The 20,101-nt window shown below is 38.7% G+C and carries 23 protein-coding genes; 11 read left to right on the forward strand and 12 right to left on the reverse strand.

Annotated elements, in window-relative coordinates:
* Positions 1-121: 121 nt before the first annotated feature.
* From SVZ03_07715 to SVZ03_07740, 6 genes are all read right to left on the reverse strand, one after another.
* Positions 122-331, reverse strand: a complete 210-nt coding sequence (locus tag SVZ03_07715; GenBank protein ID MDY6934094.1) for a flagellar FlbD family protein — start codon at positions 329-331, stop codon at positions 122-124.
* Position 332: 1 nt separating this feature from the next.
* Positions 333-1,235: a 6-hydroxymethylpterin diphosphokinase MptE-like protein gene (locus SVZ03_07720; protein MDY6934095.1), complete on the reverse strand. Its 903-nt coding sequence runs from the start codon at positions 1,233-1,235 to the stop codon at positions 333-335.
* A complete protein-coding gene (locus tag SVZ03_07725; GenBank protein ID MDY6934096.1) occupies positions 1,228-2,532 on the reverse strand; it encodes an ATP-binding protein in 1,305 nt (434 codons plus the stop codon). Before SVZ03_07725 ends, SVZ03_07720 begins: the two co-directional genes overlap by 8 nt.
* A 328-nt stretch (positions 2,533-2,860) precedes the next feature.
* Positions 2,861-3,085 carry a hypothetical protein gene (locus SVZ03_07730; protein MDY6934097.1) on the reverse strand — a complete coding sequence of 75 codons (225 nt, stop codon included), beginning with the start codon at positions 3,083-3,085 and terminating at the stop codon, positions 2,861-2,863.
* Entirely contained in the window at positions 3,085-3,630 is a 546-nt protein-coding gene (locus tag SVZ03_07735; protein ID MDY6934098.1) for an HD domain-containing protein, read from the reverse strand. Before SVZ03_07735 ends, SVZ03_07730 begins: the two co-directional genes overlap by 1 nt.
* A gap of 83 nt (positions 3,631-3,713) precedes the next feature.
* Positions 3,714-3,992 carry a hypothetical protein gene (locus tag SVZ03_07740; GenBank protein ID MDY6934099.1) on the reverse strand — a complete coding sequence of 93 codons (279 nt, stop codon included), beginning with the start codon at positions 3,990-3,992 and terminating at the stop codon, positions 3,714-3,716.
* A 1,027-nt stretch (positions 3,993-5,019) separates the two neighbouring features.
* Here SVZ03_07740 and SVZ03_07745 point away from each other — a divergent pair.
* Entirely contained in the window at positions 5,020-5,250 is a 231-nt protein-coding gene (locus SVZ03_07745; GenBank protein MDY6934100.1) for a hypothetical protein, read from the forward strand.
* A 496-nt stretch (positions 5,251-5,746) separates the two neighbouring features.
* Here the strand turns inward: SVZ03_07745 and SVZ03_07750 are convergent, their stop codons facing one another.
* From SVZ03_07750 to SVZ03_07760, 3 genes are all read right to left on the reverse strand, one after another.
* Positions 5,747-6,097, reverse strand: coding sequence for a hypothetical protein (locus SVZ03_07750; protein MDY6934101.1), 351 nt, complete (start codon positions 6,095-6,097; stop codon positions 5,747-5,749).
* A 128-nt stretch (positions 6,098-6,225) separates the two neighbouring features.
* Complete coding sequence (locus tag SVZ03_07755) at positions 6,226-6,420, reverse strand: hypothetical protein (protein ID MDY6934102.1); 195 nt, start codon at positions 6,418-6,420, stop codon at positions 6,226-6,228.
* 120 nt (positions 6,421-6,540) lie between these two features.
* Positions 6,541-6,681 carry a hypothetical protein gene (locus SVZ03_07760; GenBank protein MDY6934103.1) on the reverse strand — a complete coding sequence of 47 codons (141 nt, stop codon included), beginning with the start codon at positions 6,679-6,681 and terminating at the stop codon, positions 6,541-6,543.
* Between the two features lie 272 nt (positions 6,682-6,953).
* Here SVZ03_07760 and SVZ03_07765 point away from each other — a divergent pair, with 272 nt between their 5' ends.
* The 4 genes from SVZ03_07765 (at position 6,954) to SVZ03_07780 (ending at position 9,806) form a co-directional block, all read left to right on the forward strand.
* Entirely contained in the window at positions 6,954-7,412 is a 459-nt protein-coding gene (locus tag SVZ03_07765) for an Hsp20/alpha crystallin family protein (GenBank protein ID MDY6934104.1), read from the forward strand.
* Between the two features lie 23 nt (positions 7,413-7,435).
* Complete coding sequence (locus SVZ03_07770; GenBank protein ID MDY6934105.1) at positions 7,436-7,846, forward strand: Hsp20/alpha crystallin family protein; 411 nt, start codon at positions 7,436-7,438, stop codon at positions 7,844-7,846.
* A gap of 14 nt (positions 7,847-7,860) precedes the next feature.
* Positions 7,861-8,244, forward strand: a complete 384-nt coding sequence (locus SVZ03_07775; protein MDY6934106.1) for an Hsp20/alpha crystallin family protein — start codon at positions 7,861-7,863, stop codon at positions 8,242-8,244.
* Positions 8,245-8,474: 230 nt separating this feature from the next.
* A complete protein-coding gene (locus SVZ03_07780) occupies positions 8,475-9,806 on the forward strand; it encodes a glutamine synthetase family protein (protein MDY6934107.1) in 1,332 nt (443 codons plus the stop codon).
* Positions 9,807-9,907: 101 nt separating this feature from the next.
* On the opposite strand, the gene SVZ03_07785 is transcribed toward SVZ03_07780, so the two are convergent.
* From SVZ03_07785 to SVZ03_07795, 3 genes are read right to left on the reverse strand one after another with little or no spacing between them, the layout of a single operon-like run.
* On the reverse strand, positions 9,908-10,435 hold the full coding sequence (locus tag SVZ03_07785; GenBank protein MDY6934108.1) for a hypothetical protein: 528 nt from the start codon (positions 10,433-10,435) through the stop codon (positions 9,908-9,910).
* 15 nt (positions 10,436-10,450) lie between these two features.
* Positions 10,451-11,488, reverse strand: coding sequence for an N-acetylneuraminate synthase family protein (locus SVZ03_07790; protein MDY6934109.1), 1,038 nt, complete (start codon positions 11,486-11,488; stop codon positions 10,451-10,453).
* Positions 11,475-11,966 (reverse strand): tetratricopeptide repeat protein, encoded by a 492-nt coding sequence (locus tag SVZ03_07795; GenBank protein MDY6934110.1) that lies wholly within the window; start codon positions 11,964-11,966, stop codon positions 11,475-11,477. Before SVZ03_07795 ends, SVZ03_07790 begins: the two co-directional genes overlap by 14 nt.
* A 637-nt stretch (positions 11,967-12,603) precedes the next feature.
* Between SVZ03_07795 and fdhF the strand changes: the two genes are divergently transcribed.
* The 6 genes from fdhF (at position 12,604) to SVZ03_07825 (ending at position 20,000) form a co-directional block, all read left to right on the forward strand.
* Positions 12,604-15,378: a formate dehydrogenase subunit alpha gene (gene fdhF / locus SVZ03_07800; protein ID MDY6934111.1), complete on the forward strand. Its 2,775-nt coding sequence runs from the start codon at positions 12,604-12,606 to the stop codon at positions 15,376-15,378.
* A 185-nt stretch (positions 15,379-15,563) separates the two neighbouring features.
* On the forward strand, positions 15,564-16,313 hold the full coding sequence (locus tag SVZ03_07805; GenBank protein MDY6934112.1) for a DUF364 domain-containing protein: 750 nt from the start codon (positions 15,564-15,566) through the stop codon (positions 16,311-16,313).
* A gap of 292 nt (positions 16,314-16,605) precedes the next feature.
* Positions 16,606-17,322: a DUF364 domain-containing protein gene (locus SVZ03_07810; protein MDY6934113.1), complete on the forward strand. Its 717-nt coding sequence runs from the start codon at positions 16,606-16,608 to the stop codon at positions 17,320-17,322.
* Between the two features lie 25 nt (positions 17,323-17,347).
* Positions 17,348-18,397, forward strand: coding sequence for an ABC transporter substrate-binding protein (locus SVZ03_07815; GenBank protein MDY6934114.1), 1,050 nt, complete (start codon positions 17,348-17,350; stop codon positions 18,395-18,397).
* Positions 18,398-18,421: 24 nt separating this feature from the next.
* On the forward strand, positions 18,422-19,192 hold the full coding sequence (locus tag SVZ03_07820; GenBank protein MDY6934115.1) for an ABC transporter permease: 771 nt from the start codon (positions 18,422-18,424) through the stop codon (positions 19,190-19,192).
* Positions 19,179-20,000, forward strand: a complete 822-nt coding sequence (locus tag SVZ03_07825; GenBank protein ID MDY6934116.1) for an ABC transporter ATP-binding protein — start codon at positions 19,179-19,181, stop codon at positions 19,998-20,000. Before SVZ03_07820 ends, SVZ03_07825 begins: the two co-directional genes overlap by 14 nt.
* The last annotated feature ends 101 nt before the right edge of the window (positions 20,001-20,101 follow it).

Genomic DNA, 20,101 nt, shown 5'->3' on the forward strand with positions numbered 1-20,101 from the left:
GCCGTTCGCCACTACAACGATTCAATATTTTAACTTGGATCCCCGAATCCTTGAATGCATTTTATTGTTAATACAATGGGAAAGGAGAAGTCATCTCCTCACAATAATGTTCAGACAAGAGTTATCTGCAATTGATTCTAGTCTCAATTCCAAGGTAAATTGACCTCTGATATTCTGCAATCCTCTCTATTATCTCCTCTATAGTCTCCTTTACAAGATACTTCCTGTCGTTAGTAAGTGTAAGAACAGTGTCTGGTTTTGCTTCCATTGTCTCTATATGATTTGCATTTAAAATGAACTCATCCCCATTCATTTTATGAAGTATTATCATATCATCGCCTCTTCTTTTTTGCTCTTCTATCAAATCTCCCAAAAAAATTTCTAAGCTCTACCTTTTTCAAAGAACCTTCAGAACATCCTGGATCACTGCTGTCAAATACCTGAATACTTGTTTTACTAAAGAGTTCCTCAAGCCAAAACTTGGCAGCAAGAAATTGATTATTAGAATAAAATACACTCTCTCCCCTATTGATTTCATATTGCCGGCTTTTTCGAATCATCTTCATATCCATAGTTTCCATGGTATCGAGCCTGTTGCTTAGGGATAGGTTATTGTTGAATACCACCGATTCCTTAATATAGTACTCCCGTCGAAAACCTAAATCATTTCCTATTAGCATTAGCGACTGTATATTGCACGACAGAGCTAAAGATACAGCCTGAGTTGTTACGATACCACCTGTGGCAACAAAACCTAGGTCTAAGCCAGCGGTTTCCCAAAGTTTATCGTATAGAGGATTATGTATCATCCAATTGTAAAAGCTGATATCCCCTTTCCATTTACGCAAATTTACATTTGAGAGACAGCTAAAGGCTAAAAGGTGCATATTATCAGTTGATATATCCCTGAAAAAATCCACTGGCGTTGTCTCACAAGAGATGACAAACTTTGGTAATATGCCATTTTTGTAAAGCGGGGCTAGCGCCATGTCAGTTGAAATTATAGCGATCTCTCTTCTATTGCAGTATCTCTTTAGAATGTCAAGCTCTCTTTTAAGAGAAGACCCAGCACCGACTATAATGACGCTTTTTGAATCAAACAGAGGAATTACTCTACTTAAACCCCCATATCTTTCAATATATTTAATATTCTTACAAAGATTTCTCTTAAAGGCGAAAAACCTCTCTTGAATTATTCCCTCGTTGAGCTCTTTAAATAGAATACTCTTATCCATTTCCCGTCTGGCATATCAACTTTTCGTCCCCACGATCATTTATCCACAATCTTAAGGCTTGTGTATAATATTCATAGGGTGGGACCGATGCTGATAGTTTTTTGATTATTAGCCTTCTGGCCCATCTCCTCTCGGCAAATTCACAGATGTCCTTTATGTTTCTACCAGAAATACCATCACATACTCTCGCTAAGGCCTCAAGCTCTCCCTCATTTAGGTGCGCGGCATAGGTCGAAAAGATTGACGCCCTCTCTCTGAGATTGGGCAATGGGAAATGAATCGTCTGGTCAAACCTGCTTAAGAGGGCGTGATCAAGATCGCTCTTCCTGTTAGTTGCTCCTATGATCAGCGTGTTGATAACAGAATCTATTCCATCTAGTCTTCTTAATAATACAGAGAGAACCCTTCTTGTTGCTTCAAACATATTCTGATCCCTTGATCCTGCCAGTGAATCTATCTCATCGAAGAAGAGGATAGCACCCCCTATCTCCTCAGCTATATCAAAAATCTGAGATAGATTCCTGGGAGATTCGCCATACCACTTTGACATTATTGATTCAATGGGAATATAAATTAAAGGCAAATCTACTCTTCCAGATATGATCCTGGCAATGGTAGTCTTCCCCACCCCAGGAGCTCCTTCAAAGAGGATGGCATGGGGTCTATTAGATTCAAACCGTGCCCTTGTCATTTCTGCTATGGAATCATATATTTCAGGATTCTTGAGTGGCAATATAATTGACTCCTTTACATTCCTCTTTACCTCCTCATAACCTGCGATGCAGGTCCAGTCTAAGGACACTTCAGTTGAAAGCACCGAAGCCCCAAAAGCCTTTAATCTGACAAATGGGTCGCTCCTACTATCTGAGAAATATGCTGCTTTGAATATCTCAATTGTTAGATTGATCTCTTCCTGTGTGAAATTACCCTTTTTCGAAATCTCGATATTGAATCTCTCGATTAATCCCATAACCTGAATCTTAAGATTATCCAAAATATTTTCCGTCTTAAAGATGTTCTCATTCAGGGCCTGGAAGGCATATAATCCACGCTCAAAGGAATGGATTCTTATATTATCCAAATGAATATTCATTATATTGATGAATTTAACCAATATCCTTTCATCAAGGTATGGTATTGGGAAATATATATTAGTGTTGCCCCTCTCAAAAGAGATTCTTGGAATTTCAATCTCTTCAGTATTCTTCTTGTTTTCTAAAAGAGCTTGAATTTCACCTTCTATCTGCTCCTTCATACTGGAATAGGGGATAAAATTTTCATTTGTTGAATCAGACATATAACATCCTGCATTATGTCACATATATTGTGTATAAAAAATAAGCCAACTATTATGGAAAGTCAAGCTCCTTTTCTAAGGACAATCAGCCCGTCTCATAATATATTGGATGAAAGGATAATGAGTCCTCCAACTGAACCTGTTGCCTGTGTCTGGACAGAAGTGATTAAATTCGATTAATGGTATAATGGAATACTATCAATTGATCTGTAGTCTTTAAACATAGAGGTGCAATATGGGAGGAGCCTGAATTTATTATGTCAATATCGTCTTTAAGCATGAATAAGAAAGCTCAATAATCCAGCACTTTATTCGCTAATTCCGTTAATCATGAAACAAGAAGCTTTCTGTATTCAGCATTTGCAATAGACTGCTTTTCTTTAACATGTTCCAACACTTCTTCATAATTTTCGAAGAGGATATCCACGATTTTTTTATCTACTCCATTATTTTTCGCAATATTTTTTATTATTCGCTCAATTTCATCACGCTGCATCCTATCTCGATATGGTCGATCCTCAGCAAGGGCTGTAAATATATCAGCAACAGCCATTATCCTTGAAGCTGTCTCCAATTTCTCGCTATTGATATGAAATGGATATCCAGAACCATCCAATTTTTCATGATGAAAAGCAGCCCATTCTGGAATATGGTATAGGCCCCAATTGAGTTTAAAACTAAATAGGTGAAATATTTATGTTTTTTAATGACTGCAAATTCCTCTTTTGTTAACTTGTCAGGTTTCTCCAAAATAGAATTTGGAACAGATAATTTTCCAATGTCGTGAAAGTATCCTGCTAATTTGATGAGAAATGTTTCATTTATAATTAATCCAAATATCTTAAAAATTATGGAAGCGCATTCTGCGACCCCAGTTGAATGTGTTGCAGTAAAAGAAGATTTAAAATCAATAAGGTTTCTAAAAAAAGTAGCTATAGAAAAAATCTGCTCAATTTCAATATCAACTCTTCTGAACGGGCCAAAATGCATAAGAATTGAATATAACCTGGGAGAAACCAAGTCCAACCAAAAGTCTTCACGATTTGAGACTGTTACAAATAAATCAACAACATCAGGGTGAATTTCATCTCCTTTCAAGGAAGTAATTTTTTAATCAGTTCCTCGTTCTGATGCAATATATATTGGTTTCGAATGATTAACCGTTCAAGATAGTCTGCAAGTTATAATACTTGGGAATCAAAAGCTTCATTTGAATTGATAGCTGTTTCCCATTTATTCCAGGGTTTATGGTGCCCTCTTACCATTGTTGAAGATTCTTTTAGTAAAGGACATGATTCATAGAGCGCTGCCCCACAGATACAATGAGTATCAATGTTGACTTCTTCAAAATTATGTAGTCTTGTTTTGTCCTCTGGGGTTAACGCCTCAACATCGTGAAGTATCGCGCCGATAAATATTTTCTGTTTTTCATCTTGAGGCAATTTGCTACCATTTGCCATTTGTCATGTAATGAAGGCTGTCCTCATCTGATGAGCAGAAATGGATACATTAGCGTGATGAATTGCTTCGGAAAATGAAAGCAGAATATTCCCTAAATTAACAGTAGTTCCCTGTAGCATATAGAAAATTTCCCCTTGTAAGTAACGCGAATTAGGACGATGCTCTGTTATTACTATATTATTGCATCAAAACTAGTAGATCACCCTACATTTTGAAGCGGGGTTAAGGTGTATTAATAGTATGCTCAAGTATTATATTAGGTTAATTCTTGATTTATATATGCCTGTTATCTAACAATATTAAATAATTGCCTTTCAAATCCTTACTCATTCCATTAGTATAGAACGCTATTTGAGATGGTAATTGTGTTACCATAAACTTTTAGTACCGTCAATTGATATTTGGAAAAACAGAAATGATATTCATTAAAATTTTTTATTACATAACATAAATTGTTTATTGATCAACAGAGACATAGCTTCAACCAATCAATAGTGTATACTTTGCTGCTATCTTCATAAAATATAAAATTTATTTTAATTGCAGACCTTAATAAATAATATAACACAGCATATTTTGAACAGTGAAGCATTGCTGAGGATAAACATTATGTATATAAATCCGATTAATGTTATAAGATAGTAAACAGCTTGACTGTAAGTTCAGGGTGTGCAAGGCTTTTTGCATTTCCACTATATTATAATCAAGACATGAGAAAAGGTCTATCCTCAATATTCATGGAAAGAAAATCCATGTTTAAAAAAAAGAATCGTCTGAAATTCAACAAGGATGAAACCATCTTTAATGTAATTCTTTTTATTTACACTGATTTTTTCTATATACCATTATCGCCAGGGGAAAGATGCTTTATCAGCTATTCAAACCAGAGTGGTTCGTTGTTCTGAGTATTTTTATAGGATTCTTTATCACATAGTATGTACAAATATTAACGTTGCAATTATTTGGTAAAACAGGGGAAAGATTTATACTCTCCTCTCAATTCTTGGATTATGGGTTCCCTGTTCCATGAGCATTTTTCTCACCTACAGTTTCTTAGGTATTGCTGGCGAGGATAACAGATTTGTCAATTTAAGTTATTTCGGTTCAATTGTGGGAATTATTGGAGGGTATATTTTTGGATATACTGAGTATATTACACATAAAGGGGATTCAGTTCTCAGCAAAAGACTGGCAGGGATGTCGATTCTATGTGGCCTGTTCTTCTTTACTACTCTTTCCCTGTTGGTTATCTTGTGAAATTACTCGATGAAATTAGTAAGGATCAAATCCCATTTGATATGATCAAGGGACTTGCCCACGTGCACAATCACTATATCAAAGGTGATATGCAGATTAGATAATTGCAACGATCATTAGCAACGTTGTCATTATCGCGACCCTTATGTATTATATTCCATCTCAGCCTCGGCACAAGGTTGAGCATGAGAGGAATGATTTCATCAAATTGAAAACAGATATAGGGACAAGGATAGAATACAAAGCAGTGGACTTCTATTTCCCTCAATAGCAGAGGGATGATGAGAGATACTCATTTTAATCTTCCCTTGTCCAGAGACTTATATCTCACGCAGAAAGGCAACATACTTAATTCTTTTACTAAAGCCTAAGCGAAGTTTTCAATGTGCTCTCGAGGAATAATACTCAGGCAGACATGTAGGCAAACGATTTATGGCGCATCCTTGTCTATCCCATGTTAGATCACTACTATAATCACACTAATAGAGAATGCAAATCATCGCTGGAGCTTCCTAAATCTAGTATCGATGGCTATAATATATTCAATTCTAATCAGGGCATCAAAATAATCTTTCCCCTCCAATTTTTCAAGATGCATTAGGTGGTTCCCTACTTCTTTAACAAATCCGATAAGAGTTTTCCCTGAATTGAGGGAAACATAAACCTTCTTGCCGATAAGTGATTTTAGATTATCCATCAGAGAGGAATTAACATTATAGCTTACTCCTTTTATAGCAACGACTTTTGACTTTGCCTCACCTTTCATTGGAAACATAAATATTGTTACAGTCAATAGAATAGCCAATATTAATCCAACAAAAGCAAATATTTTTGACCTCTTCATCATAAACCTCCAATATATCTTATATTATAATTTGGTTACAACCTTCTAAACCTTACTCACTTGCTTGGGTATGACGGTAACTTTTTGAAATAACATGTAATAGCTTACACAGGTCTGCGTCCAACTATTTGTTATGTTTTTGCTTTGAGTTCATAAATTGCCTTCAGTATCGCTTCTCGATTTTTTGCTGGCTTTAGCCACTTTGGCAGACGGCTGGCAAGAGAGGAATTATGCCAACCCAACCTCTCATCCTTCTCTCGCTCCCTAAGCCTCGCTGAAACATAGGATTCAAGAAACTCAAGATGCCTAATATTAAATGCCCACAAAGTGTGTCCAGCACAAGCTGTTTTGAGCCAGAGATCGAAGCCAAAAAAACCATCAGTTGGATTTTCGTCAAACCAATAGAATGAACGACCATCAGAAGGCTTCTCAATATGATAACCGCATTATAGACAAGAACACCTCACCTGTTTATCACAGTATGGCACTATTGAAACCTTATTTGAACATTTAGGGCAGGCTACTAAAACCGGATCATCGGCCATTGGCAAGCTTATAGTAAAACGGTTTTCCTTATTCTCTTTCATTCTTTTTCCGTTCATAGCTCTATACAACATACTGCTTACCATAAGATAATTTTTTCAAGCATATTATAGGACATATTTGTGGTTAAATAAGATAAGATTTCAGAAAAGTTTAATGCAATCAGAAAGCCAAAAAAATATAAAAAAATTAAAAAAACCGCATTTTTTTTCATTCACCCTATTGACTTTTTTTAATTAATTCCGTATTAATAACATATAACCTGTTAGCACTCGCCTCTGGTGAGTGCTAACAGAAAACGAAAAGGAGGATAGCCATGAACTGGAATATAGCAAAACGAAACAGAAACAACAATTTTGGAATGGATCTCTTTAGAAGAAACATCACCAATATATTTGATGATTTCTTCTCCTTAAGACCCACAACACTCTTTGAATCCGAGTGGATCCCTACAATTGATATGGAAGAGGATGACAAGATGATTCATATCAAGGCAGAGATGCCTGGAATGGACGAAAAGGATTTGAAGGTAACTATTGAAAATAATCTTCTCACTCTGAATGGAGAGAAGAAGACGGAGAAGGATGAAGAGGACAAGGACAAGAGATATCACTACACTGAAAGAAGATTTGGTTCTTTCTCTCGCTCAATACCATTGCCAGAAGGTGTAAAGAGCGACAAGGTAAAAGCAAGCTTCAAAAAGGGTGTTTTGAAAATTGAAATCCCAAAGGATGAATCAAAACAACCCAAAAAAATTAATATAAATGTAAACTAATTGAAACAAAAAGGAGGTCAAAAATGTACACTACATATGATATCTTTGATGATCTTTTGGGGATGAGAAGGATGTTCGACAATTTTTTTAAGGACATACCCTCTACTACGAGGGTAAGAGAATATCCCTACATAAACCTTTATGAGAATGGAGACGATTTAGACATTAGCATCATCGCTCCAGGCATTAAGGTCGAAGATGTAGATCTTCACCTAATCAATAATAGCTTAATAATTGAAGGGAACAAGAAGGACGATTATCAGGACAAGCCCTATATCAGGAAGGAGAGAAGATTTGGTAAATTCAAAAAATCAGTGAAGCTGCCATTTAGGGTGGATATAAACAATATTCATGCAACTATGAATAATGGCATTCTTTGGGTGAAGCTCCAAAAGAGTGATGAGGATAAACCCAAAAAGATTGATATAAAGTAATAGGGGGTATTAAAATGACAACAGAAGTAACAAAATTAAAAAAAGATGCTTACAATTCCGAAGAGTGTGTAATTGTTCCTCCAGTTGATATCTATGAAACCGAAGGAGAATATGTCCTCAAGGCTGAAATGCCTGGAGTAACAAAGGACAATGTTGAAATTACTCTTAACAATAAGGTTTTGGAAATAAATGGAAGGGTAACTGATGGAGAGAAGAGAGTGGATAATTTAAAATACTCAGAATACAACCTCTATAATTATCATAGAGAATTCACAATAGGTAATGGTATAAACAAGGACTCTTTATCTGCTAACCTTGAAAATGGACTCTTAACACTCGTTTTACCTAAGAGCGAAGAGGTTAAGCCAAAGAGGATTGAAGTAAAACTAGAAAATTAATAAAAGCTTACATACGCTTTTATTAGAATCTCTCAACATCCTGGTTGAGGACAGGGTTAACCTTGAAGAGAAAGGGGCGGCATAAGGAATGGCGTCCCTTTGATATTAATATCCGCATCGTACAAACCGCATTGAATAGATTATTTCCCCAAAATAATTGATTATTTATTGTTGACTATGTCGACATATTGAATAGTTTCAGATAAAGTAATAATATGAAGGAGTTCGGCATGGCAGAGATGGATAAGGAATATGTCTTGAAATGCGTTAAGGAGTTGAATGTCAGATTTATTCGTCTATGGTTTACTGACGTTCTCGGTTTTTTAAAGAGCTTTGCTATTATGCCAGAGGAACTGGAAGAGGCTCTTAATGAGGGCAAGGGATTTGATGGTTCATCCATTGAGGGATATGCCAGGATCCACGAGAGTGACATGATAGCCATGCCTGATCCCAGCACATTCGTTATTCTTCCCTGGCGCTCACAGGAGACCCAGGTGGCTCGAATGTTTTGTGACATTCAGTGGCCTGATGGCAGATCATACGAGGGGGATCCCCGTCAGGCCTTGAGGAAAAATCTGATGAAGGCCGCTGATCTCGGATTTACATTCTATGTTGGTCCTGAGCTGGAATTTTTTTACTTTAAGAACTCAAAAGGAAGGCCTGAGACACTGGACTCTGGTGGTTATTTTGACCTGACGCCCCTGGATTTGGCAAGCGATCTCAGGAAGGATACTATTATTGCCCTTGAGAAGATGGGGATAGGTGTAGAGTATAGTCATCATGAGGTGGCACCAAGCCAGCATGAGATTGACCTTCGCTATATGGACGCCCTAACCATGGCTGATGCAGCGATGACCTATCGGCTTACGGTTAAGGAGATTGCTATGAAGTATGGCATATACGCCACATTCATGCCCAAACCCCTTTTTGGAGAAAATGGAAGTGGAATGCATACACATCAGTCCCTCTTTGAGGGCGAGATAAATGCATTTTTTGATCCAAAGGATAAACATCATTTATCCAAAAAGGCTAAGTCATACATAGCTGGTCTATTAAAACACTCACGTGAGATATGCCTTGTGGTTGCTCAATGGGTAAATTCATACAAAAGGCTTGTCCCGGGCTATGAGGCCCCTGTATATATTTCATGGGCTCAGAGAAACCGCTCTGCGCTTGTTCGGGTTCCTATGTACAAACCTGGAAAAGAAGAGGCCACTCGAATCGAATTCCGTTGTCCTGATCCTTCATGCAATCCCTATCTTGCATTTTCAGTGATGCTTGCTGCTGGTTTAAAGGGAATTCAAGAGGAGTATGACCTTCCCTCTCCAATTGAGGAGGATATCTTCCAAATGAGTCATCTGAAACGAATCGATAAGGGGATTATCCCTCTGCCCGGCAGCCTGGATGAGGCTATTGCTGAGACAGAGAAGAGTTCACTTGTGAAGGATACGCTTGGTGATCACATTTTTGAAAAATTTATTACCAATAAAAAAATAGAATGGGATGACTATAAAAAGCATGTCAGTCAGTTTGAATTAGATAAATACCTGCCTATACTCTAAGATATTATGCATGTGTAAAAGCACATAATCATTGTTCAATTGCTGTAGATTGAAGTTTGGCAGGCCTGTTCATTGAAGTTAGTTTTTATTATTATATGCAGCTAAAAGGTATCGACAACCTCCTCTTGTTCTGTATAGAACCTTTCGACATCCTTATCTATCAGCTTTCTCTTATAATTAAAATCCTCAACAAACGTTGAATCCCTTTTAGAAATATATTTTTGTAATAGTGATAGATATTTATCTAAGGGCGGAAAGAGTTCGTTTTTAATAAAGATATGATATTTCCATTTTGCGTCATTTTTGTACTTATTCATCTTATAATCTGTCATTGCATAGATTCTATATATCTTTTCATGAAATATCGCGATTATATTGGGATTAATTTTATTAACGATTTTTGCAAAGGCCTCCTCCTTTTGATCATAGCCTTGCTCACTAAAGGAGTGGGAATAAATGTAATCCAACTCTATCTCTCTATCATAACCATATCCATAATCTAGCGCATTTGTGGTTTTATCGAGTATTGATATCTCGCTCTCTGTTAAAAGACTATTCTTCTTTGCTTGAAAGAGTGTGCATCCACAGAGAATAGTAGCTACTATTATTATCATTTTTTTTAAGTTCATACATTGAACACCCATTTATTCAAGATACTCTGTTCTAATGAGAAAGTCCTCTCCAAGTTCGCGATTCGTCCTTTTGCCTATTATCCTGTTCAGCTTGTATACAGGGATGCCAACCCCTGGTCGCTTAGGAATAATATCATCCATTTCAAGAATCTTCCCCTTTGGAATAAATCTGCGCGCAAAAAGACTTTTACGTGATTGCATGGCGCTCTCATCTTCACAAAAATCATAGTCAATATGTCCATCTCCTATCATATTTAATATACACTCAACCGAGTCTTTCATCCTCTTAAAACTATAGGGAGAGAGGGAGAGTTCTCTGTCAGGACATTCATAATCCTCATCTAATGTAAAATGTTTTTCAATAATTCTTGCGCCTAAGGCTGTAGCGATTCCTGCTGCCCTAAAACCGACCGTGTGATCTGAAAAACCCACCTTGAGATTGAATCTTTTATTCAGCGAAACAATTCGTCCAAGATTAGACGATGCAGTTGGAAGCGGATATAGAGAAACGCAGTGCATTAGAACGATATCTGGCACCCCTTCTGCCTGTAGGAAGTCAATAGACATTGATATCTCTTCTTCAGTGGACATGCCTGTAGACATGATCACAGGTTTTTTGGTTTCTGCTATTCTCTGCAACAGCATATGATTTGTCAACTCTGATGACGCTATTTTATAGAGTTGAACGCCAATTTCCTCTAAAAAATTTACTGAATCAACATCAAAAGGGGATGAGAAGAAGACTAACCCATGTTCTTCTGCCAAAATTTTTAATTTAATATATTCATCTTGCTGCAATACATATTTCTTAAAAAAATCTATTTTACTTGAATCTGCTTCCCCTTCGTTCATGGATTTTAACAGCGAAGAGGAATAGACAGAATACATATATTCAGGGACAAAGGTCTGAAACTTGACAGCATCTGCCCCCGCTTTTGCTGCTTCAATCAGCATCTTAGCGGCTAAATCAGCGCTTCCTAAATGATTCAGGCCAATCTCCGCAATGAAAACCATGCCTTTTCCAGAAAAGATATGCTCAAATATCCTCATTTACCATCTTCATTATATCCAACTGCATTTTTGAGAGATTTAGGTATTTAGAATTTGGATATTCCTTGATTATAGATTTAAAAATACTATTTGCCTTTTTATCGTATCCCATTTTACGATAGCAGATGCCCATCCTATAGTAGGCATCTATACCCGATTCAAAAGTACTAAATTCACTGTACAGGGCTTTATAAATACCTATCGCCTGAAGAAATTCAAATCTATTAAAATATATCTGTGCAATCCTCTGATAAGCTTCCCTTCTGTGTATACCATTTATATAGATTTCAAGATATTCTTTAAATTTCTCAAATGCCTTCTCTCTTTTCCCTATTTTAAAAAGCAACATAGCATTTTTAAATTTTAAATCATCGGATACCCTTCTCAAACCCGTCGGCGCTTCTCCCTCCTCCGCAAGAAGTGATATGGTATTCATAGTAAAAAGTAGCATTATTAAGATGAATAATTGTATTTTCATGACCTATTTGTAAACATACTATATTATCACTATTATCCCTCTTTCTTTATCGACATTATTTTGAAATGAGCTTTACACAAATCTTCAGTGAATCATCATATATTAATGGTACTATCTCTATAGTCAATTGGGATTAAGATGAAAAATCGATTGATCTCACCAAAACAGATTATAGTCTAGCTCAGTTCTGCAACCTGCTGTTATAATTCGATTCATAGACCTACATGCTCATACTTCATGTTTAAATTACCGTCTCATTATCACTTATCTAATACTCCATAACTTTTGAAAATAAAATTTGGATCATTATTAAAGGATACTAACAAAACTTGTTTTAATTTGTAATATTTAGTAGTTTATTGTAATATTTTTCTTGACCATCGGGTGGTCACGAATAGTATGTTACCTCAATTCCAATAAAAGAGCGATTGAGTATGACAACTCAATCAATGTTGTAGCGCCGGTTGAACATAAACCTATAAATAGGCTCCTTGATATATCAAATAAATTGTTAAATCGATATGAATGAATGCTAGAACATTTAATAATTTTAAATGGGTCGCAAGGATATTATTAAAAATGTGAGTGAAGTTATAATTTGACTAGACTCAAATAACTTACACAATCAGGAGGACAAATGAATTCAGAAAACATGATTACAATAAATGGGAAGCAATATCCTTTTGAAAAGGAAGAGACCATACTTGAGGTTACTGAGAGGAATGGGATAGACATTCCTACGCTATGTCATCTTAAAGAAACAACACCCACAGGTGCCTGCAGGGTATGCCTTGTTGAGGTAGAGGGGGCTCGTAATCTGGTAACCGCATGCACCATGCCCGCTTCCAATAATATGGTTGTTCTCACTGATACGCCAAAGGTTATTGAGGCGCGTAAATATGTAATAACGCTCCTAATGGCATCAGGAAATCACAACTGCACTATAGGGGGAGCAGTACAGGGTGACTGGACCGATTTTCAACTGGATGTGATGGAATATGATAAAACCTCTGAACTCTGCGATGCTTATGGAAGCTGCAAATTACAGGAGCTTGCATATAAATATCAGATATCTGATCTGCTCTATGAACTCCGGTCAACCATATTCGAAACAAAATATGAGCTGGAGGATGTAAATCCCTTCATAATCCGTGATTTCTCCAGATGTATATTATGCGGCAGATGCATAAAGGCTTGTAATGAGGTCGTTGTTAACAGGGCTATTAATATAGGCTACAGGGGAGTCGAAAGCAAGATTACCGCAGGTGGCGATTCTCCTTATATTGACAGCGATTGTGTTTTTTGCGGCCAGTGTCTTGAGGTATGTCCTGTGGGAGCTTTAATTGACAAAAAGGCTATAGGTTCCTACATGTGGGACGAGAAGATTGTACGCACAACCTGCCCCTACTGCGGAGTGGGCTGTCAGATGTGGCTTCATATTAAAGAGGGACGCATAGTCAGGGTTTCAGCTGTGGAGGATGGAGCGCCCAATATGGGACGTCTGTGCGTCAAGGGGCGCTTTGGGTATGACTTTATCTATTCTGAAGATAGGCTGAAGACCCCCTTGATCAAGGAGAATGACGGATTCCGCGAAGCCTCATGGGACGAGGCGCTGGATATGGTGGCTGCAAAATTTAAAGATATTATTGCTAAAAATGGCCCGGACGCGCTGGCAGGTGTAAGCTGCGCCAGGAGTATAAATGAAGATTCTTATCAGATGCAGAAGCTATTCCGGGCTGCCCTGGGAACGAATAACATAGATCACTGCGCCCGCACCTGACACGCCCCAACCGTCGCCGGTCTGGCGACTTCTTTCGGTTCCGGAGCAATGACAAATTCATTTTCAGAGTTTTCCAAGGCTAAGATGTTCATGGTAATAGGATCAAATATGACAGAGGCTCATCCAGTGGCAGCAACATTCGTAAAGAATGCTGTGTTAGATGGAGCTGAGCTTATAGTCACTGATCCCAGAAAACATGCATTGGCTGATTTTGCATCACTCTATGCCCCAATTAAGGTGGGAAGCGATATTGCCTTCCTTAATGGCATAATGAATGTTCTTATAAACGAAAATCTTTATGACAAACAATTCGTAGAATCCTGCTGTACCGATTTTGAGTCTTTAAAAGTGAAGCTTATGGAATATCCTCCTGAACGCACAGCAGAGATATCCGGGGTAAGCGCGGATATGATCCGGGATATTGCCCGCCGAATGGCTGCTGTTAAGCCTGTTATGGTTATATATACACTGGGTATAACAGAGCATACATGCGGTAAAAATAATGTTATGTCTATAGCCAACCTGCAGATGCTTCTGGGCAATATGGGCAAGGAGTACGGTGGAGTCAATCCTTTGAGGGGGCAGAACAATGTACAGGGGGCCTGCGATATGGCTGCCCTGCCGAATGTATTTCCTGGTTACCAGGCAGTGAGTGATCCTGCACTGCGGTCAAAATTTGAGGAATTCTGGGGAGTGGAAAAACTTCCGGACAAGCCGGGATTGATGATCCCACAGATGCTGGAGGGGCTTCTCAGCGGTTCTGTTAAGGGATTTTATATATTCGGAGAGAATCTGGCAAATACTGAGCCTGACATAAGTCATGTGGAGCATTGCCTTGAGTCTGCTGAATTCATTGTATGTCAGGATATATTCCTAACAGAGACGACTAAATTTGCAGATGTGATATTCCCATCAGCAGCATGGAGCGAGGATGAAGGGACATTCACAAATAGCGAGAGACGGGTGAACATAGTGCGCAAGGTCAGCGAACCACCCGGGGTGGCAAAACCGAACTGGTGGATATTCAAGGAGATAGCAAAACGTATGGGACATGAATGGGAATCCAAGTGTGGAAGGGATATTTGGGACAATGAGATATCCAGACTTGCCCCTCAGATGAGCGGAATAAAGTACTCGCGAATTGAACAAGACGGTCTTCAGTGGCCTGTGAAAGATGAAAATCATCCAGGCACACCATACTTGCATAAGGATGGACAATTCGTCTGCGGTCTTGGTAGATTTATGCCTGTGGATTGGACTCCCCCTGCAGAGGTGCCTGATAAAGAATATCCCCTGGTTCTCAGCACTGGCAGGAGGCTCTACCATTATCACACGCGCACACAGACCGGGCGCTCAGGGTTGAACGAACTGCTGGGAGAGGAGACTGCAGATATATCACCCGCTGATGCAGCTTCCATTGGCATTGAGTCAGGCGAGATGATCAGGGTTAAGTCGCGCAGAGGAGAGGTAGAGGTTCGTGCAAAGATTACTGATGAAGTGCCGGAAGGCATGGTGTGGATGGCCTTCCACTTCAGGGATGCATGCGCCAACTGGCTGACAAATCCTGTTTACGATCCGGCGACACTGACTGCTGAATATAAGGCATGTGCTGTCAGTATTGAGAAGCTATAGGCAAAGAGTGAAATTCATTTATTGTCTATTATACTGGATTAAAATTTTAATTGCACATTCTTTATACATGATTTAGAAGTCATCTTAAGATTTCACTTATTGATTGCTCATTTTCTTGCAGTTGACTGGATAGATCGCATGGTGAAAATCGATAAAATTATTCATATTGAAAGGACTTCTATAAGATGGATTTGAATGACAGGCTTTACGAAATATTTAAAGACAGGGCAAAGGATGTAGCCATTGATACAATCAACATTGGCCTTGGGTATACTGCGGTTGAGACATCAGATGGAGGGATAGGGATATCATATACCTATTTTGAAAGCAAGAGGTCATGCTCAGTAAATAAAAATTATTACGACTATGAAGGGAAGTCATCACTCCCTCTGCTAGATAAGATTAAGAGCGAGGATACTATTCAGAGAAGCATGGCCCTGGCCCTTATAAATGCATTGAATTACAGGGATTCTGCTCTTCTGCCTGAGGATCCGAACAACTATATATTGTTTGATAAATTCGGCATAAAAGAGGGCACAAGGGCAGCTATGGTCGGCTTTTTCGGACCCCTTATTCAATTTATCAAGGATAAAAAGGCCTTCCTGGAGGTAATTGATAGATCACGGAATGTTGGTTCTGAGGAGGATTTATATATTAAGCTTGAAGATTGGGCAGAGGTTCTATTCCTCACCTCCACCTCAATCTTAAATAATACAACTGAGATTATATTGGGGAAGGCTGGCAAGGGTGTTAAAACAGTTATGTTAGGACCAAGCACACCGCTGGTCTCCAAGGCCTTTGATCATCTGCCAGTGAATATGCTGGCAGGAACAGTTGTAGTTGAGAGAGAAGGGGTGCTAAAGGCTATTCGGCATGGGGCAGGAGCTCCTGTTATTCATAGATACAGCCGAAAATCTTATCTGGATCTATCTTAATATCTATTAGGAAAACATATTATTAAAAGATATTGCTACAGGATTGGCTTATTCTATTGTTATTCAGAACAAATTTGTTCCATAAATCAAAAAAGATTGAATAGACCTCAATCCTCAAGTCTATAATATTACACCTGTATTCCGCAGATAAGTGATTTGAGAACATCCATATACTATAATTTTTATTCATTTTAATTATATTTCTGTATAACATAGCAAAATTATCAATCTATTAAATTGGGCATAATTTTTGCATTTATTTTAACAGGGATTCATAAAAGGGTGGGATGTGATGGAAGAACTCAAAAGAAGGATAATTGACATAGTTAAGGAATATAAAATAAATGATGGAATAGTGAAGATCAGGGCAAAAGTATTGACCCCGGAGGAGGCCATAGGAAATCCTGAGCATGATGACTATCCAATACAGAAGGGCCGGGAGAGGATGGTGCAGGCGGATTTTGACGGCGACTGCGGCGTAGCTTTTACTGATATGTACGGAAATTTTGAGGGCTCCCTGTATGGGATACTGGATATGGAACTAACTAACAATTACAGGCGAGCTATCTTTATATCAACCATCAATGCATGTCTTAACCGGCTTGGATTGATAATTAAAACCATGCATTGCAGGGATCAGGGGCCTGTAAACTGCCAGAAACAGGTGACAGGCTTTATCAAAGAGAAATTCAGAAATCCCAGAATATTCCTGGCAGGCTTCCAGCCGCGACTCTGTGAAGCACTGAGCCGTAATTTTGAAATTCGCACAACAGATATGGACATAGACAACATAGGAAAAGAGATTAACAGCGTAACAGTGGAATCTTCCGAAAATACTGATGAGAATATTGAATGGTGCGATCTGATATTTGCCACTGGCACAACCTTTGTTAACGGAACATTCAGGCAATTTATCACAGAAAAAAAGCCAACAGTATTCTATGGAGTCACCTGCGCCGGCCCTGTGCATCTACTGAATTTAGCAAGATATTGCCCTGAAGGATTCTGATAATTAGTGAAGTCCGGTGTTTTCGATGAAAATAATTTATCATACAGCTTTGTGTGCGATCCTGTTGCTTGGAACAGGCTGCGGACATGGAAAAGGATCGAGGGAAAAATCTATCAGAATAGCAGTTGAGTTTAACACGCATTCAGCATGCGCTCATATTGCAACTCAGAAGGGCTGGTATAAGGAAGAGGGATTGAACATTGTAAGTTATGAGAATTATATTACAGGCATGGCCCTTTCCGCAGCTCTGGCAAAAGGCGACATTGACGCTGCTTATATATGTCTCATTCCGGCTGTAAACGCATATGCAAATGCAGGTGTTCCAATAAAGGTCATAAGCGGGATTCATAAATATGGGTATTGCCTTGCAGTTAACTACAAAAGGGTAAAGCGAATAGATGACCTGAATAGAAAGGATATCCGCATAGGATGCACGCGCGAAGGCAGCCCGACTGATGCGATTATGCAGAAGACAATTATGAAATACTCATTAGACAGCAATGGGATAAATAACAGAGTCCTGAGGATGAATCCGCCAAAACTGCTCCTCGCCCTCAAGATGGGCAAACTTGATGCTGCTTTTATATGTGAACAATTCCCCACATTAGCAGAAACATTGGGATTCAGGGTGCTCCTGAGCGCGAAGGATCTCTGGCCGGATATGCAGGGAAGCGTTTTGATTGCGCGGGATGGTTTTTTAAAATCTCATCCGGATATTGCTTCAAGATTGGTAAAGGTAACCCAGAGGGCGGTAAGGTTTATAAATGATAATCCAGAAGAAGCATCTAAGATCGTAGCAGCAGAACTTCAGGTAGTGGGGAAAACAATACTTCCCTTTAGGGCTGCCAGTGTGGCGTCTGGATTGGTGATAGCGCCAGGATCGATATTAAAATCCTTAACCCTTAGATTGGAAAACACTACTGACATCGATCAAAGGGAGATACAAAGGGCAATAGATGTATGCAAGGAATTGCAATATATAAAGGATTCCTTTAATGCGGAAGAGATAATTGATTTCAGATTCGCTTCCTCTTTAGTGGATAACAAGGGGAATAGACAGAAGATTTCAGACTAATACAGTAACATTTTATCGGTGCGCATGATGAAAAAAATAAAGGCGGCATACAGCATATTCCCTGTGTTGGTCTTTTTAATACTATGGGAAACCTTAGCCAGGTTTGATATCATTCCAGGGCATTTCTTCTTCCCCCCCTTTACTGCTGTGCTTCAGGAGTTTTATCATCTTACTGCCAATGGGGTTCTGGTGGATAATTTCTTGAGCAGTCTGATCAGGGTAGTTATCGGCCTTATCTGCGGCGCCATTTGCGGCATAACCATAGGCATCCTTATGGGGTATGAGGAAAATATTCACAGAATAACACATCCCATCTTAAGTCTATTCTATCCTATACCTGCCCTTGGATGGCTGCCTCTCTTGATGCTGTGGTTCGGTATAGGCGAGATGCTGCCCATTATGATTATATTTATCTGCTCATTTTTTCCAATCCTCTATAATACTATTACAGGCATAAAAAATGTGGACAGGGATTATATCAAAGCAGCGCAGTGCCTTGGAGCCTCTGAATGGAAGGTCTTATATACAGTTGTAATACCTCTGGCTCTGCCCAATATCTTTACAGGATTAAGATTAGAGGCAGGCATGGCATGGAGGGTGATAATAGCTGCAGAGATGGTTGCGATCCCAACCGGCATAGGGGCGCTTTTGATGAGAGCTGAGAGCCTGCTTAGAATCGATATTATTATAGTATGCTTGATAGTTCTGGCTGTAATGTGCCTTGCTTTTGAGAAATTTTTTATCTATGCAGAATATAAATTGACACATCACTGGAGACAATATGCCCAATATTAGATTAGAAAATATTAATAATTTTATATGCCGTGATATTAATCTGGAGATTCGTGATAGGGAATTTTTGGTTATCTGGGGACCCACAGGAGCAGGTAAGACTACACTCCTTAATATTATTGCCGGGCTTATAAAGTACCAGGGTTCTGTGTTGTTTGACTCATACCCTGTTGATAAACTTCCAGTGAACATGCGAAGTGTGGGATATCTTTTCCAGAATCTAGTTTTGTTCCCTCACCTAAATGTAAGCTCAAATATAGCATATGGCCTTCGCATTCAGGGAAAGCCCAGGAATGAGATAGAGGCGCGAGTTTCAGAATTGCTCAGAATGATGGAAATGGATCATCTTGCTAAACGCTTTCCTAAGGATTTGAGCGGCGGTGAAAAACAGAGGGTTGCCCTGGCAAGGGCTATTGCTCCTTCTCCTGAGATCATGCTCCTTGACGAGCCTCTAAACAGCCTGGACTACAACACTGCAGGATATTTAATGAATGAGATCCATAGGATTCATAAAGAGATGGGGACTACAACTGTTTACATTACCCATTGCTATGAGGAGGCTTTCAGCTTAGCTGACAGGGTTGTTACATTAAAAAGAGGCAGAATCATTAGGTCTGACCTTCCCTGCAATGTATTTAAAAAAGTAACTTGCGGGCAAACCTCAGAGGGGATAGCCTGTGATTGTCATCAGGAGAACAATAAATACGGCTTGTTTTATGTTGAATCAGATAAGAATTGTGTTCTATGCCATTCTGAAAATATAGAAGAAGCGAATATATTGGAATATACACCAGAGGTCTCTAAGTTATGAAAATTTGCGATTACTCATTTGAAGAATATATAGATCTTGTAAAGTCGTTCCATGGGAATGTAGCTCCAGGTTTGGTCATTGGAGGCTTCATGGTGGATTAC

This window comes from Spirochaetota bacterium, assembly GCA_034190085.1.
Taxonomy (GTDB): domain Bacteria; phylum Spirochaetota; class UBA4802; order UBA4802; family JAFGDQ01; genus JAXHTS01.